Below are 14,973 nucleotides of genomic sequence, written 5' to 3'. Positions count from 1 at the left end.
GGTGGGCCTGCTCGGCCTGGTCCTGCGCGGAGCGGGACTCGTCCTCGCCGTGCTCGTCGCCGTCGGGCTCGCCGCCCGGCACCTCACGCCCGTCCCCAACCTCGTCGTCGTCCTCGTCGTCGCCTGGGCGCTGTGGCGCGGGCCGGTCGCCGGGGCGGTCGCGGGCCTCGTCGGCGGATGGGTCCTCGACCTCGTGCCCCCCGGCGCCGAGGTGCTCGGCGTGCACGCCCTCGTGTACGCCGCCGCCGGGATGCTCGCCGGGCGCCTGCGGGTGACGGGCCCGGTGGCCGCCCCGCGGGTCGCGGCGGTCACCCTGCTCGCGTCGGTCGTCGTCGAGGGGGTCGACGTCGTGCGCGCGCTCGCGGTCCAGGCACCGGTCGGGCTCGCCGACGTCGCCGTCCGGTGCCTCCTCACCGCGACCCTCGGCGCGCTCGTCGTCCCCGTCGTCGTGCGGGCCGAGCGCGCGGCGGTGCGCAGGCGGTTCGGGTGAGGCGCGCCACCCGGCACCGCGGCCGCCTGCTCGCGCTCGTCGCGGCCGTCGTCGTCGCCTTCTCCGGGCTCGTCGTCCGGCTCGGACAGGTCCAGCTCGCCGAGGCGGACGGCCTCGCCGCCCGGGCCGCCGCGCTCGACACCCGGACGATCGTCGTCCCGGCCCTGCGCGGACGCATCCTCGACCGCGCCGGCCGGGTCCTCGCCGACAACCGGACGAGCACCGTCGTCACCCTCGAGCGACGGGTCCTCGCCGACGACCGCCCCGCGGCGGAGGAGGAGGTGCGGGACGTCGCGGCCGTGCTCGGGCTCCCGGCGGCCGACCTCCTCGGCCGGACGTGGCTCTGCGGCGAGCCGGGCGCGCCGGGCGCGCCGGCCTGCTGGAGCGGGTCGCCGCAGGTGCCGGTGCCGCTCGCCACGGACGTCGACCCGGTGCGGGCGCTCGCCCTCGTCGAGCAGCCCGGCCGCTTCCCCGGGGTCGCCGTCACCTCGACCCCGGTCCGCAGCTACCCGCGACCCGAGGGGGCGCTCGCCGCGCAGGTGCTCGGCTACCTGGGGCGGGCCACCGCCGAGGACGTCGCCGCCGACCCGAGCCTCACCCCCGACGAGCTCGTCGGGCGGGCCGGGCTCGAGCAGCAGTACGACCGCGAGCTGCGCGGCACCCCCGGCCGCACGGTCGTCTCGGTCGACCCGCGCGGCCTCGTCACCGGCGTCGTCTCGCGCACCGACCCCGTCCCGGGGCGCGACCTCGTCACCTCCCTCGACGCCGTCGTGCAGGCGAGCGCCGAGCGGGCGCTGGCCGCCGAGATGCGCCGGACGCGCACCCGGGGGTGGCCGGCCGACTCCGGGGCCGTCGTCGTCCTCGACCCGCGCACCGGCGCCGTCGCGGCGCTGGCCAGCGCGCCGACCTACGACCCCAACGTGTGGACCGGTGGCATCTCGGCCGCCGACTACGCCCGGCTGACCGGTGCGCGCTCGGGGACCCCGCTGCTCTCCCGGGCCACCGACGTCGGGTTCGCCCCGGCGAGCACGATGAAGCCGGCCTCGGTCGCGGCGGCGGTCCGCGACGGCCGCTCGCTCGGGGCCTCGTACGACTGCCCGGCGGTGTACCGGATCGGGGACCGCGACTTCCACAACTACGAGTCCGCGCCGCAGGGCCACATCAGCCTCGCCCGGGCACTCGAGATCTCGTGCGACACCGTCTTCTACCAGCTCGCCTACTCGGCGTGGCAGCGCCAGGGCGGCCTCGCCGCGCGGTCGACGACGCCCGACCCGTTCGCGGCGACCGCCCGGGGGCTCGGGCTCGGCGCACCGACCGGCATCGACCTGCCCTCGGAGTCGGCGGGTCGCATCCCCGACCGCACCTGGCGGCAGGACCAGTGGGAGCAGCAGCGCGCCGACCTGTGCCGGCGCGCCCGCACCGGGTACCCAGAGGTCGCCGACCGCGAGCGGCGGAGCTTCCTCACGGCGGTCGCCAGAGAGAACTGCGCCTCCGGGTGGCAGCTGCGCGCCGGGGACGCCGCGAACTTCGCCATCGGGCAGGGGGACGTCCTCGCCACCCCCCTCCAGATGGCCGTCGCCTACGCGGCGATCGCGAACGGCGGCACGGTCCGCACCCCCCGGCTCGCCGCCGCCCTCGTCGACCCGGTGTCGGGGGAGCGGGCCCGGGTCGCGGCCGGCCCCGCCCACCGGGCACCGATGACCGCCGCGACCGACGCCTACCTGCGGGCCGGACTGCGCCGGGTCGTCACGTCGGGCACGGCCGCCGGCGCCTTCCGGACGATGCCGGCCGACTGGCCGGTGGCCGGCAAGACCGGGACGGGCGAGGTCGTGGGGAAGCGGGACACCTCGTGGTTCGTCTCGTACGCTCCGGCCTCGCGTCCCCGCTGGGTCGTCGCGGCGGTCGTCGCCCAGGGCGGCAACGGCAGCGACACGGCGGCTCCGGTGGCCCGTGCGGTGCACCTCACCCTGCGCGGGCTGGGCTGAGCGTCGGAGCCAGTCACCCGCCCCGATAGGCTGGCGGGCATGGCTGACTTCGACGTCGTGGTGCTCGGTGCTGGTCCCGGTGGGTACGTCGCGGCGATCCGCGCCTCCCAGCTCGGGAAGAAGGTCGCGGTCGTCGAGAAGAAGTACTGGGGCGGGGTGTGTCTCAACGTCGGCTGCATTCCCTCCAAGGCGCTCATCAAGAACGCCGAGCTGGCCCACACGCTCCAGCACGACAGGGAGCTCTACGGCATCGAGGGGGAGGCGACGATGAAGTACGGCGCCACGCATGCCCGCTCGCGCAAGGTGTCGGCCGGCATCGTCAAGGGTGTCCACTTCCTCATGAAGAAGAACAAGATCGAGGAGATCGACGGCTGGGGCACGCTGACCAGCGCCACCTCGATGGACGTCGCCCTCAACGACGGCTCGACCCGGCAGCTGACCTTCGACCACCTCATCATCGCCACCGGCGCGGTGACCCGGATGCTGCCCGGCGTCGAGGTGTCGCAGAACATCGTCACCTACGAGGAGCAGATCCTCGACGAGAACCTCCCCGGCTCGATCGTCATCGCCGGCTCGGGCGCGATCGGCGTCGAGTTCGCCTACGTCATGAAGAACTTCGGGGTCGACGTCACGATCGTCGAGTTCCTCGACCGGATGGTCCCGACGGAGGACGAGGAGATCTCCAAGGAGCTCCTCAAGCACTACAAGAAGCTCGGCGTGAAGGTCATGCTCGGCACCAAGGTCGAGGCGGTCGAGGACACCGGTTCCGGGGTGCGCGTCACGGTCTCGCCGGCCGCCGGCGGTGACCAGCAGGTGCTCGAGGCCGACAAGCTGCTCTCGGCGATCGGCTTCGCGCCCCGCACCGAGGGCTACGGCCTGGAGTCCACCGGCGTGCAGCTCACCGAGCGCGGCGCCATCGCCATCGACGAGTACGGCCGCACCAACGTCGAGAACGTCTACGCCATCGGCGACTGCACGGCCAAGCTGATGCTCGCCCACGTCGCCGAGGCGCAGGGGGTCGTCGCCGCCGAGCACCTCGCGGGGGCCGAGACGATGCCGGTCGAGTTCGACTTCATCCCGCGCGCCACCTACTGCCACCCGCAGATCGGGTCGTTCGGCTACTCCGAGGCGCAGGCCAAGGAGAAGGGCTACGACGTCAAGACGGCCAAGTTCCCGTTCAGCGCCAACGGCAAGGCGATGGGGCTCGGCGACGCCGTCGGGTTCGTCAAGGTCGTCGCCGACGCCGAGCACAACGAGATCATCGGCGCGCACATGATCGGCCCCGACGTCACCGAGCTGCTGCCCGTGCTGACCCTCGCGCAGAAGTGGGACCTCACCGCGGACGAGGTCTCCCGCAACGTGTTCGCGCACCCGACGCTGTCCGAGGCGGTCAAGGAGGCCGTCGAGGGCATCGCCGGCCACATGATCAACCTCTGACGCGGATGGCTGCCGAGCCGGTCGACCTCGCCGGGAAGCTGTCGCTCTTCTCCGCGCACTGGTCGCCGAAGGTCGTCGCCGAGCTCGACGAGCACGAGGTCAAGGTCGTCAAGGTGAAGGGCGACTTCGTCTGGCACACCCACGAGAGCGACGAGCTGTTCCTCGTCGTCGACGGCGAGCTGACCATCCGGCTGCGCGACGGCGACGTCGTCCTCGGGCCGGGGCAGCTGTACGTCGTGCCGCGCGGGGTGGAGCACTGCCCGCACGCGGACGAGGAGGTGAGCGCCGTCCTCATCGAGCGGCGCGGCACCGTCAACACCGGTGACGCCGGCGGTCCGCTGACCGCCACGGTCGAGCGCATCTGAGCCCACCGGACAGGATGACGCCATGACGCCCGAGGAGTTCCGCGCCGCCGGCCACGCGCTGGTCGACTGGATCGCCGACCACCGGGCCCGCGTCCCCGACCTCCCGGTCGCCGCGCAGGTGCGCCCCGGCGAGGTCCGGGCGGCCCTGCCCGCGCACGCCCCCGACGCCCCCGAGCCGTTCGCCGAGGTGCTCGCCGACCTCGAGCGCGTCGTCGTCCCCGGCGTCACCCAGACCCAGCACCCCGGCTTCTACGGCTGGTTCCCGAGCAACGCGAGCCTGGCCAGCGTGCTCGGCGACATCGCCTCCGGCGGGATCGGCGCGCTCGGCATCACCTGGCAGTCGGCGCCGGCGCTCACCGAGGTGGAGCAGGTCGTCACCGACTGGCTCCGCGAGCTGTGCGGGCTCTCGCCGGAGTGGCGGGGAGCCATCCAGGACACGGCGTCGACGGCCTGCCTCGTCGCGATGCTCGCCGCCCGCGAGCGGGCCAGCGACGGCTCCGAGCACCGTGGCGGGCTGCAGTCCCTCGACGCGCCGCTCGTCGCCTACACCTCGCCGCACGCCCACAGCTCGGTCCCGAAGGCGGTGCTGCTCGCGGGGTTCGGGGCCGACAACCTCCGGTACGTCGACGTCGACCCGGTCACCTACGCGATGGACGCCGAGGCCCTGCGCCGGGCGATGGTCGACGACGTCGCGGCCGGCCGGGTGCCGGCCGTCGTCGTCGCGGCCGTCGGCACGACCGGGACGACCGCGATGGACCCGGTACCGGCGATCGTCGAGGTGGCCCGCGAGCACGGGGCGTGGGTGCACGTCGACGCGGCGATGGCCGGCTCGGCGATGCTGCTGCCCGAGATGCGTCACCTCTTCGCGGGCGTCGACGACGCCGACAGCCTCGCCTGGAACCCGCACAAGTGGATGGGGACGGTGCTCGACACCTCGCTGCTGTACGTCCGCGACGTCGACGAGCTCGTCTCGGTGATGTCGACGACGCCGAGCTACCTGCGCGCGAGCACCGACGCCGAGGTCGTCCAGTACAAGGACTGGGGCATCCCGCTGGGCCGGCGGTTCCGCGCCCTCAAGCTGTGGTTCCACCTGCGGCTGGACGGCGTCGAGGCGATCCGGGCCCGGCTGCGGCGCGACCTCGAGAACGCCCGCTGGCTGGCCGAGCAGGTCGAGGCCGAGCCGGGGTGGCGGGTGCTCACGCCGGTCACCCTGCAGACGGTCTGCCTGCGCCACGAGCCCGAGGGCCTGACCGGCGACGCCCTCGACGCGCACACGCTCGCGTGGGTCGAGGCGGCGAACGCGACCGGGCGGGTCTTCCTCGGCGCCAGCCAGCTCGACGGCCGCTGGATGGTGCGGGTCTCGGTCGGCGCCGAGGCCACCGAGCGGGAGGACGTCGAGGCCCTGTGGACCCTCCTGCGCGAGGTCACGGGGACGGTCGGCGACTGACCCTCGAGCACGGGCGCCACCGCGGCGGATGGCCGGCCGGACCGAGTTTTCGCGAACTGGCCCGCCGGAGGCCATGACCGGTGTCACACTCGCCTCGTTCGCTGGGAGGAGTGAGATGGCCGAGGTCAGACACAGCAGGAGCCACGCGATCGCCGGGCTGACCATGGGCCTCGGCGCCGGGATCGTCATGCTCGGCACCCTGCTGCCGGTGTTCTCCGTGAGCGGCGACCCCGTCCCCGACGGCATCTGGGGCCCCCTCGGGCTGCACGCCCGGGCCGGGACGGTCGGCTTCGACGCCCCCTTCCGGTCGTACATCACGATCACCGGCGCCTGGGTGCTGCTCATGGGCGTGGCCCTGATCATCACCCGGATCCGCTACGTCGGGCCGGTCTGGCGGGTCGCCGCGCTCGTCGGCCTCGCCTCCACCTCGTTCATCACCTTCGTCCTGTGGGTGCTCGTGCTGCGCCCGCTCGACGTCCTCGGCCGGCCCACGTGGTTCACGGACTCGGCGCCGGTCGTCGTCGACGCCCTCCACGGGTCCACCCTGGACGCCGGCCTCGGCCTCTACGTCCTCACCGTGGGCTGCACCGTCGGGGTGCTCGCGGCGTTGGTGCCCGCGTTCCACACCCGGCGGATCGTCAAGGACATGGGTGGCTCCAGCCGCAACGGGCTCGCGCCCGGCTGGTACCCCGCCCCGCACTCCCGCCGCCGGACCCGCTACTGGGACGGCGAGAAGTGGACGGTCGGCGCCTGACCTCGGTGCGGGCCACGGCGCCGCGGCGCTAGCCTCGACCCGGGTCGCCGTCGGGTGGCCCGGTGGCGAACAGGGGTCCGAGATGCCGTCGACGCACTCACCACGGGCCGGCCGGCCCGCCGGTGTCCCCGCGCTGCTCCTCGCCCTCCTCGTCGTCGGCCTCCTCCTCGTCCTGGTCGCCGGGTGGCTCGTCCTGCTCGCGTTCGACGACGGCTGGACCCGCCTCCTCTGGGCGGTCGTGGGCGTCCTGCTGTTCTGGCAGCTGCTGCCGCGGCCCCGGCGGGTGCCGCGCCGGGCCGTCCGGATGACGCCGGCGGAGGCGCCGGGACTCGACGGCCTCGCGGGGGCCGTCGCGGCGGCGGTCGGCGCGCGAGCGCCGAGCGCGGTGTTCGTCGACACCACCTACGAGGTGCACGTGCTGCCCACCGGCTACCTCGGCGGTGCGGCGCTCGTCGTCGGGCTCCCGCAGTGGACCGCGCTCGACCCCGGTGAGCGGGTCGCGGCCCTCGCCCACGAGCTGTCGTGCGCCGAGGTCCGTCGGCGCCCGGCCGGGGTCCTCGTGCGGCTCGCCGACGACGTGCTGACCAGCGCGCGGACCGTGCTGCGCCCGACGGCCTCGCGATCGGGAGAGAACGCGCGGGGCGTCCTGCAGTCGATCGGCGACCTCGGGGCTCTGGGCGTCGGGGCGGACCTGGCCGGGAAGCAGGCCGTGCGCGGCGGCACGGACGCCGTCGGCGCCGCGGGGATGACCGTCGTGGCGGCGCCCGTGCGTGCCGTCCAGGCGCTGCTGGCCCGGCTGTGGCTCCCGGTCCTGCATCACGCGGCGCTCGACGCCGACGCGCGCGCCGCCGCCGTCGCCGGCGCACCGGCCGTGCGCGGCTGGCTGCTCAGCACCACGGGAGTGCCCCGTGGGCTCACCGCCGCGAACAACGCGGCCCGGACCCCGGGGGCCGACCCGTTCACGGCGATGGAGTCGGCGCCGCGACCGGAGGCCGCCGAGCTGGTGCGCCGCCTCGAGGGCGAGCCGGCGTGGTCGCGCGACCTCGAGCACCCGCCGACCCTCGAGCGCCTGCAGGCCCTCGACCGCCCGGTGCCGACCGCGTCCGCGGGCGGCATCGAGCGCAGCGCCGTCGCCGCGGCCGACGCCGAGGTGTTTCGCGTCCGGTCCGGGCTCGTCGCGCGCTTCCGCGAGGAGCTCGTGCACGGCCGCTCGTGAGGGCGCCGGCGAGCGCGCTCAGCCGGCCAGCGCCTCCGGGAGCGGCTCGGCGTGGACCACCGTGAGCGCCGACACGGCGCGGGTGAGGACGACGTAGAGCCGCCGCAGCCCGGTGCGCTCGTCCGGCTCGGCGGCGGCGATGGCCGCGGGCTCGACGACGACCACCCGGTCGAACTCGAGGCCCTTGGCGATGCTCGCCGGCACCAGCTCGACCTGCCGGTCCTCGTCGTCACCGTGCTCGGCGTCCAGCCGGCCGTGCCCGATCTCCGCGCGCTCGAGGGCGCTGGAGAGCGCGTCGAGGAACGCGTCCGGGGCGATGACCCCGACCGATCCGGGCTCGCCGGTCATCGAGCGCACCGCGTCGACGACGGCGGCCGAGCGGCGGGACGGGTCGGCCGCGAGGACCTCGAGCCGGCCGGGGTTGTCGCGGACCGACCGGGGCGCACCGAGCCCCGGGGCCATCGAGGGCAGCAGGCGGGCGGCGAAGTCGATGACGAGACCCGGCACCCGGAAGCCGCGGTCGAGGGTGACCAGCTCGTGGCGGTCGCGCCCCAGGTGGGCCATCGCCGTGTCCCACGACTCGGTCGCCCACGGGGTGGTGCCCTGGGCGATGTCGCCGAGGACGGTGAGGCTGCCGGTCGACGCGCGCCGGCCGACGGCGCGCAGCTGCATCGGGGAGAGGTCCTGGGCCTCGTCGAGGACGACGTGACCGAGGCTCGGTGTGCGGTCGAGGAGGTCGGTCAGCTCGTCGAGGAGGGCGAGGTCGGCGCGGGACCAACGGGCGGCACCCTTGGTGCGAGCGGGCCTGTCCCAGAGCAGCATCGCCTGCTCCTCGTCGGTGAGGACGCCGTGGGCGGCGTCGGCGAGGGCGGCCGGGTCGGAGAACAGGCGGTGCAGCACGCCGGCCGCGTCGAGCACCGGCCAGAGGTCCTTCGCGTACGCGCGCACGGGTGCCGAGCGGGCGATGGCGTCCTGGGCGGTGTCGCCGGGGAAGTCCCCGGAGCGCTCGATCTGCAGCATCACGAGGTGGGCCAGCCGCTGGGGGAGCAGCTCGCGGGCGGCCGAGTAGCGCACCCCGCGGCGGACGAGCGCGTCCACCTCGTCCTGCACCTCGTAGGCCGGGACCCGCCAGCGCCGCGACCCGCGGGGGACGACCATCGGCTCGGTGGCCCGGCCAACGTGCCGCCACACGGCCGCCCGCAGCACCTCGGCCATCCGGGCGTCGCCCTTGAGCAGGGCCACCGCGGTGTCGTCCTCGGCCCGGACCCGGCCGTGGTCGAGGAGGGTGTCGACCGTCGCGTGCCGGACCCGCACCTCGCCGAGCGAGGGCAGCACGGCGCCGATGTGGTCGAGGAACGCGCGGTTCGGGCCGACGACGAGCACCCCCGAGCGGTCGAGCTGGGTGCGGAAGGAGTAGAGCAGCCAGGCGGCGCGGTGCAGCCCGACGGCGGTCTTGCCGGTGCCGGGCGCCCCCTGGACGCAGATGCTCGTCGCGAGGTCGGAGCGGACGATCTCGTCCTGCTCGGGCTGGATGGTCGAGACGATGTCGCGCATCGGTCCCGAGCGCGGCCGCTCGATCTCGGCGGCGAGGATGGCGCTGTGGTCGGTGGTGTCGCCCCCGGTCAGGCGCTCGTCCTCGTAGGCCGTGAGGCGACCGCGGTCGACCCCGAACCGCCGGCGCAGCTCGACCCCCATCGGCTCGGCGGGGGAGGCGCGGTAGAAGGCGGTCGAGATCGGCGCCCGCCAGTCGACGACGACGGGATCGCCGCGGCCGTCGCTGACGTGCCGACGGCCGATGTGGAAGGTCTCGGCCCCGTGCTCGGTGCGGCAGTCGATGCGGCCGAAGAACAGCGTCGTGCGCGGGTCGTCCTGCAGCGAGGCGACACGGCGGGCGAGGACGAGGTCGAGGTAGGCGGCGTTGAAGGCGTCGGCGGCGGTCGAGGCGTCGAGCCGCTCGGTGGCCTCGCGCATCCGGCGGAGCTCGTCGCGGGCGCGCTCGAGGTGGGCCTGCTCGCGGGCGAGGACGTCACCCGGGGCGTGCGGGGTCGGCTCGGCGGTCGGCGTGGGCACGGTGGGACCGCCTCCGGTGGACTGGGGATGGGCGTGCTGTGGGGTTCGCATACTGGCGAACCGATGATTGTAGCGCGGTGGCGGCGCTCGTGTCCATCCCTCGGGACGTCGTCCCGGCCGGCGCCTCAGACGGTGCGCGGCACCTTCCCGGTCCAGGTGAGGACGTGGCACATCGCGTGGTGGAACCCGTCGCCGTCCGGGTGGAACATGATCGGGCACCCGCCGTCGATGACGGTGAGGCCGTGGGCGCGTCCCCAGGCGGTGGCGTCGTCCGACACGGACCCGCCGCCGAACGAGCGGTGCATCCACACCGAGCGCACACCGGCGTCGAGGGCCTGCTCCATCGTCTCCTGGGCGTGCTCCGGTGCGGTCCCGATGACGACCGCGTCGACCCCGCCGGGGATGGCCTGGAGGGTCGGGTAGGCCAGGTCGCCCTCGACCCGGTCGACGTGCGGGTTGACCGCGAACACCTCGTAGCCGTGGTCACGCATCCACGTGTACACGGCGTTGCTGCCGTGCCCCTTGGGCTGGTGGGACACCCCGGTCACCGCGATCCTGCGGTGGTCGAGGAACTCCCTGGCCGCGTCCTTCGTGGTCGTCGTGGAGGTCGTCATGGTGCTGCCCCTTTCGTCCCTGTCGATGCTTCCACCGGCGGTCCTCCGGCGCTGTTCCGTGGGTCACGGGCGGGCGGTTGTCGGCGGATGACGGCAGACTCCGCGCATGGACCGATCGAGCGCCCCCATCCAGGTCGTCATCGACTGCGCCGACCCCGGAGCCCTCGTCGGCTTCTGGGCCCAGGCGCTCGCGCCCCGCGGCTACGCAGTGCCCTCGCCGCCGGGCGGCTTCGCCGACTGGCCGGCCTTCCTCGCGGCCAACGGCGTGCCGGAGGAGCGGTGGAACGACGCGTCGGCCCTCGAGGCCGACGGGCACCCCCGCATCTTCCTCCAGCGGGTGCCCGAGCCGAAGACCGTGAAGAACCGGGTGCACCTCGACCTCCTCGCGGGTGGTGGTCCGGCGGTGCCGGCCGACGAGCAGCGGCGCCGCGTCGCGGCCGAGGTCGCGCGGCTGGAGGCACTCGGCGCCACCCGGATCGAGGAGCACACCGAGCTCGGGACGCACTGGGTGACGATGCGCGACCCGGAGGGCAACGAGTTCTGCGTCTGACCTCCCGGCACTGGTGTCAGCCGCTGCCGAGGGGGTAGACCGGAGGTGCACCCGATCCCGTGAGGAGGCACCGATGAGTGACATCCCCGACGAGCCCCTGGACTCCGGCGACGCCGTCGGCGCGGTCGAGGACGAGCTGCTCTCCCGGCCCGACGAGGCGGACGAGGCGGACGTCATCGAGCAGCACCAGCCGGTGCCCGACGACGAGGAGGACGCGCCGCGGGAGGAGCCCGGGTGACGCAGGCCGACGACGTCCGTGACCTGCTCGACCGGCACGGCCGGACCTTCGCCGAGGAGGCGGGGATCACCTTGCGCGACAAGCCCTCGCCGCTGTTCCAGCTGGTGGTGCTGGGTCTGCTGTCCTCGACGCGCATCTCCGCGGACATCGCGGTCGCGGCGGCGCGGGAGCTGTGGAGGGCGGGCTGGCACACCCCGCAGCGGATGCTCGGCTCGACGTGGCAGCAGCGCGTCGACGCCCTCGGCCGCGGCGGGTACCGGCGCTACGACGAGTCGACGGCGACCCGGCTCGAGCAGCTGGCCCGCCGGACGGTCGACGAGTACGGCGGCGACCTGCGACGGCTGCGCCCCGGTGCCGACGGCGACCTGCGTCGGCTGCGGGAGGGACTGACCGGCTTCAACGGCATCGGCCCGACCGGGGCGGACATCGTCTGCCGCGAGGTCCAGGCGGTGTGGCCAGAGGTCGCACCCTTCTTCGACGAGCGCGCTCTGGCCGGCGCCCGGGCGCACGGGTTGCCGACCGACCCCGCGCGGCTCGCAGGTCTGGCGCCGCGGGGCCGCGTCGCCGACCTCGCGGCCGCGTTGGTCCGGGTCGCCTGAGCCCCGCCGCCCGCGGCCGGTCGGGTGGCGTCCGGCGGCGCCCTGGGCCACCATGAGGCATCGACGAAGGGGGCCGCAGTGGTGCAGCTGATGGTCGTGAACGACGCCGAGCGCGTCTGGGTCGAGGGCAACGTGGCCCTGGTCGCCGACTCCGGGGTCGACCTCGACGACGCCGATGCCCTGGGCCGGGCCTTCGACGCCGAGGCGGCGCGGTGGTTCGGGACACCCGAGGGGGAGCGGGGTGACCCGAACGCGCTGGTCAACGCCTTCGGTCTCGCCGTCGGCGAGCACCTGCGCCGTACCTGCGACCTGCACTGGGTCGTCGCGAGCGACGACGACGGCACCGAGATCGCGCTGCACCGCCAGCCCTACGACGTCCTCGTCCACCCGACGGCGATGGTCGCGCGGCGCTGGTACGACGGCACGCGGGGCGAGGTGCAGGCCCTCGTCTCCGCGGTCAAGGACTCGCTCGCCGGGCTCCCCGACGACGCCTGACCCGGCGCCCGGACCCTCCGTGCACCCGGACCACCGTCCTGTTCAGACCCGTTCGACGCGGTCGGCCTGCGGGCCCCGGTCGCTCTGGCGCACCTGGTAGCGGACCCGGTCGCCCGGCTGCAGCGGCTCGGCGCCCCGCAGCACCGACACGTGCACGAACAGGTCCGCGCCGCCCGCGTCCGGGGTGATGAAGCCGAACCCTCGCTCCGCGTCGTAGCGCGCGACGACTCCCTGTCCGCCGCGGGCGGGGGCCTCGGACGCCTCCCGGTGTCGCGGCCGCACGCCGGCCGCGGACCTCGTGGGCGCGCCGCGTCGGCCCGAGCCTCCGGCGAGTCGCACGTCGCGGGCCTGCGGTCCCCGGTCGCCCACCACGACGTCGTAGGTCACCCGGTCCCCCTCGCGCAGGTCGGGCAGCCCGTCGGCCAGCTCCCGGACGTGCACGAAGACGTCGGCGCCGCCCCTCTCCGGGGTGATGAAGCCGAAGCCCTTGTCCTCGTCGTACCAGGACACCGTCCCGTCCGCCCCGTCGGAGGCCACGGTCTGCCGGGCGGCCTGCGCGCCCAGGGGGAGCAGGTGGTCGGCCTGCGGCCCCTTCTCCCCGTCGACGACGAGGAACGCCACCCGCTGACCCTCCGAGAGGACACCGCCGCCCACCACGGCCGAGCTGTGCACGAAGACCTCGGCGCCGTCGTCGTCGGGCGTGACGAACCCGTACCCCTTGGCCGGCTCGTACCAGGCGACGGTCCCGAGCACACCGAGTGGCGCATCGGCGGACCGGTCGGCCGTGACCCGGACGCGCTTGGCCTGCGGGCCGCGGTCGCCCTCACCGATCTCGAACTCGACCACCTGCCCCTCCCGCAGCTGCTTCACCGCGTCGCCGCTGACGATCTCGGACGCGTGCACGAACAGGTCCTCGGCGTCCTCCCCGAGGGCGATGAAGCCGAACCCTCGGTCGGCGTCGAACCAGCGGACGGTTCCCTCGGTCACGGTCGTCTCCTCGGCGAAGGGCGGGTGGGCGTCCACCCAGTGTCCCCGACGCCGGCTCGGCGAGCGGCCCTCGCCGGGGCCGGGTCAGCGGTCCGTCCACGGGTGACATGCTCAGGTGGGGTCGGGGCGGTCGACGAGCGCGACCAGCTTCCTCGGGGCCAGGACGCAGGACGACTCGATGACGAGGTCGGTGAGGCGGCGGACGGGCGCGGCGAATACGCGGCGCCGCAAGAGACGACGAGTTCGTTCGGGCGCTACCCGTTCTGCGACTGGACGGCAGTGGCCCTGATTCCGGCCAGTACGGTGTCGAGGAGCCGTTCTGCTCGCTCCTCTCGATTCGGAGCCGGGTCGATCCGCCAGAGGAAGCCGACAAGCAGGAACAAGTCTTCGGCAGTGATGTCCGCGCGGACCGAGCCCTCCTCTTGCGCTGCTCTGAGCAGGAGCTCGATCGCGGTCAGGTCCGCGACCTGCGAGCGTCGTCCAATCGTCTCGTGCACCAGGGTGCCCATTGCTTCGCTGAGCCCGTTCTTGAGGCGGCCGTAGTCAGCAAGCCGGAGGAGCCAGACTCGCAGCGCCTCCATCGGTGGATGGACTCGAAGGAGTTCAGGACCGGAGGCAGCCAAGTCGTCCAGGTCGACACGATGCACCTCGATGACGAGGTCTTGCCAGGTCGGGAAGTGTCGGTAGATCGTCCCTTGCCCTACGCCGGCGAGGCGCGCCACCGCAGCCATGCCACCGCCTTCGTCCGCATCGAGGACGGTGCGCGCGGCGTCGACTATCCGCTTCCGGTTCTCCACCGCGTCAGCTCTCATCGCCCCTCTCCTCGACAAGCGGACATCTGTCCGGTAACGTATTACCGGACACCAGTCCACTTAGACTATCGCTCCCCTTGGGGACGAACAACCGACGGCGCGCTGCGCCGGAACGGAGCAATCAGATGTTCGACTACGCACAGCCTCTGGCCGGGAAGGTTGCCGTCATCACCGGCGGCGCCCAGGGTGTCGGCTTCGGCATCGCTGAGGAGTTCATCGCGCAAGGCGCTCGGGTCGCCGTCACGGGCCTGGATGCGGGCGTCCTCGAAGGCGCGGAGCGCAGCCTCGGCACCTCGTCCATCGCCCTGGTCGCGGACGTTCGGAGCGAGCGCGCGATGACTGACATGTACGAGCAGGTCATGGCCCGATTCGGTCGCCTGGACATCGTGGTCGCGAACGCCGTCGTCGGCGACAGCAACCCCCTCGGGAAGATCACCGAGGCTCAGTTCAACAACATCTTCGACACCGACGTCAAGGGCGTCCTCTTCACCGTCCAGCCGGCAATTCCCCTGATGAGCGACGGGGGCAGCATCGTCATCGTGAGCTCGACCGCGTCGGTCAAGGCCAACGAGGGGATGAGCCTCTACGGCGGCGCGAAGGCCGCTCTGCGCAGCATGGTCCGCGCATGGACCCTTGAGCTGCGCGGCACGGGAATCCGCGTGAACGTCCTCACCTCCGGAGCCGTCGACACCCCCTCCCTCCGATCCGCGCTCGCGGACGCGATGGGCGAAGATCAGGTCCCCGCAGCGGTGGCCAGCATGGGCGAGGGCTCTCCGCTCGGCCGCCTCATCCAGCCCCGCGAGATCGGCAAGGCGATCGCGTTCCTGGGCTCCGAGGCGTCCTCCGCGATCATGGGCGCAGAACTGTTTGCCGACGGCGGGATCGCCCAGGTCTGAGTGACGTCGAGCGCTCCG

The 14,973-nt window shown here is 74.1% G+C and carries 16 protein-coding genes; 12 read left to right on the top strand and 4 right to left on the bottom strand.

The window, feature by feature from the left end; genetic code table 11:
- Position 1 precedes the first annotated feature (1 nt).
- The 7 genes from mreD (at position 2) to PKA89_RS02080 (ending at position 7,694) form a co-directional block, all read left to right on the top strand.
- Positions 2–490, top strand: a complete 489-nt coding sequence (gene mreD / locus PKA89_RS02110; protein ID WP_324416128.1) for a rod shape-determining protein MreD — start codon at positions 2–4, stop codon at positions 488–490.
- The gene (gene mrdA / locus PKA89_RS02105; RefSeq protein ID WP_324416126.1) at positions 487–2,475 is read left to right on the top strand and encodes a penicillin-binding protein 2; all 1,989 of its coding nucleotides are present in this window, start codon (positions 487–489) and stop codon (positions 2,473–2,475) included. Before mreD ends, mrdA begins: the two co-directional genes overlap by 4 nt.
- 39 nt (positions 2,476–2,514) lie before the next feature.
- A complete protein-coding gene (gene lpdA / locus PKA89_RS02100; RefSeq protein ID WP_324416124.1) occupies positions 2,515–3,912 on the top strand; it encodes a dihydrolipoyl dehydrogenase in 1,398 nt (465 codons plus the stop codon).
- A gap of 5 nt (positions 3,913–3,917) precedes the next feature.
- Positions 3,918–4,277, top strand: coding sequence for a cupin domain-containing protein (locus PKA89_RS02095; RefSeq protein WP_324416122.1), 360 nt, complete (start codon positions 3,918–3,920; stop codon positions 4,275–4,277).
- Between the two features lie 22 nt (positions 4,278–4,299).
- A complete protein-coding gene (locus tag PKA89_RS02090; protein WP_324416120.1) occupies positions 4,300–5,724 on the top strand; it encodes a pyridoxal-dependent decarboxylase in 1,425 nt (474 codons plus the stop codon).
- 115 nt (positions 5,725–5,839) lie between these two features.
- Complete coding sequence (locus PKA89_RS02085) at positions 5,840–6,478, top strand: DUF2510 domain-containing protein (protein ID WP_324416118.1); 639 nt, start codon at positions 5,840–5,842, stop codon at positions 6,476–6,478.
- An 82-nt stretch (positions 6,479–6,560) separates the two neighbouring features.
- Positions 6,561–7,694, top strand: a complete 1,134-nt coding sequence (locus PKA89_RS02080; protein ID WP_324416116.1) for a hypothetical protein — start codon at positions 6,561–6,563, stop codon at positions 7,692–7,694.
- Positions 7,695–7,712: 18 nt separating this feature from the next.
- Here the strand turns inward: PKA89_RS02080 and PKA89_RS02075 are convergent, their stop codons facing one another.
- On the bottom strand, positions 7,713–9,764 hold the full coding sequence (locus PKA89_RS02075) for an AAA family ATPase (RefSeq protein WP_324416114.1): 2,052 nt from the start codon (positions 9,762–9,764) through the stop codon (positions 7,713–7,715).
- A 125-nt stretch (positions 9,765–9,889) separates the two neighbouring features.
- A complete protein-coding gene (locus PKA89_RS02070) occupies positions 9,890–10,378 on the bottom strand; it encodes a CoA-binding protein (protein WP_324416112.1) in 489 nt (162 codons plus the stop codon).
- A gap of 106 nt (positions 10,379–10,484) precedes the next feature.
- Between PKA89_RS02070 and PKA89_RS02065 the strand changes: the two genes are divergently transcribed.
- From PKA89_RS02065 to PKA89_RS02050, 4 genes are all read left to right on the top strand, one after another.
- Positions 10,485–10,928 carry a VOC family protein gene (locus tag PKA89_RS02065; protein WP_324416110.1) on the top strand — a complete coding sequence of 148 codons (444 nt, stop codon included), beginning with the start codon at positions 10,485–10,487 and terminating at the stop codon, positions 10,926–10,928.
- A 73-nt stretch (positions 10,929–11,001) separates the two neighbouring features.
- Positions 11,002–11,166, top strand: a complete 165-nt coding sequence (locus PKA89_RS02060; protein ID WP_324416108.1) for a hypothetical protein — start codon at positions 11,002–11,004, stop codon at positions 11,164–11,166.
- The gene (locus PKA89_RS02055; RefSeq protein ID WP_324416106.1) at positions 11,163–11,765 is read left to right on the top strand and encodes an endonuclease; all 603 of its coding nucleotides are present in this window, start codon (positions 11,163–11,165) and stop codon (positions 11,763–11,765) included. The genes PKA89_RS02060 and PKA89_RS02055 overlap by 4 nt, the downstream gene beginning before the upstream one ends.
- A gap of 78 nt (positions 11,766–11,843) precedes the next feature.
- Complete coding sequence (locus PKA89_RS02050) at positions 11,844–12,260, top strand: DUF3806 domain-containing protein (protein ID WP_324416104.1); 417 nt, start codon at positions 11,844–11,846, stop codon at positions 12,258–12,260.
- Positions 12,261–12,302: 42 nt separating this feature from the next.
- On the opposite strand, the gene PKA89_RS02045 is transcribed toward PKA89_RS02050, so the two are convergent.
- Together PKA89_RS02045 and PKA89_RS02040 are read right to left on the bottom strand one after the other, a co-directional pair.
- Complete coding sequence (locus PKA89_RS02045) at positions 12,303–13,247, bottom strand: cold shock domain-containing protein (protein ID WP_324416102.1); 945 nt, start codon at positions 13,245–13,247, stop codon at positions 12,303–12,305.
- A 254-nt stretch (positions 13,248–13,501) separates the two neighbouring features.
- Positions 13,502–14,059: a helix-turn-helix domain-containing protein gene (locus PKA89_RS02040; protein ID WP_324416100.1), complete on the bottom strand. Its 558-nt coding sequence runs from the start codon at positions 14,057–14,059 to the stop codon at positions 13,502–13,504.
- A gap of 125 nt (positions 14,060–14,184) precedes the next feature.
- Here PKA89_RS02040 and PKA89_RS02035 point away from each other — a divergent pair, with 125 nt between their 5' ends.
- Positions 14,185–14,955 (top strand): SDR family oxidoreductase, encoded by a 771-nt coding sequence (locus tag PKA89_RS02035; protein ID WP_324416098.1) that lies wholly within the window; start codon positions 14,185–14,187, stop codon positions 14,953–14,955.
- Positions 14,956–14,973 lie beyond the last annotated feature (18 nt).

It is taken from the genome of Phycicoccus sp. (assembly GCF_035325325.1).
Classification (GTDB): Bacteria; Actinomycetota; Actinomycetes; order Actinomycetales; family Dermatophilaceae; genus Phycicoccus.
Note: the sequence above shows the minus strand (reverse complement) of the source record. Positions and strands in the feature narration are given on the sequence as shown.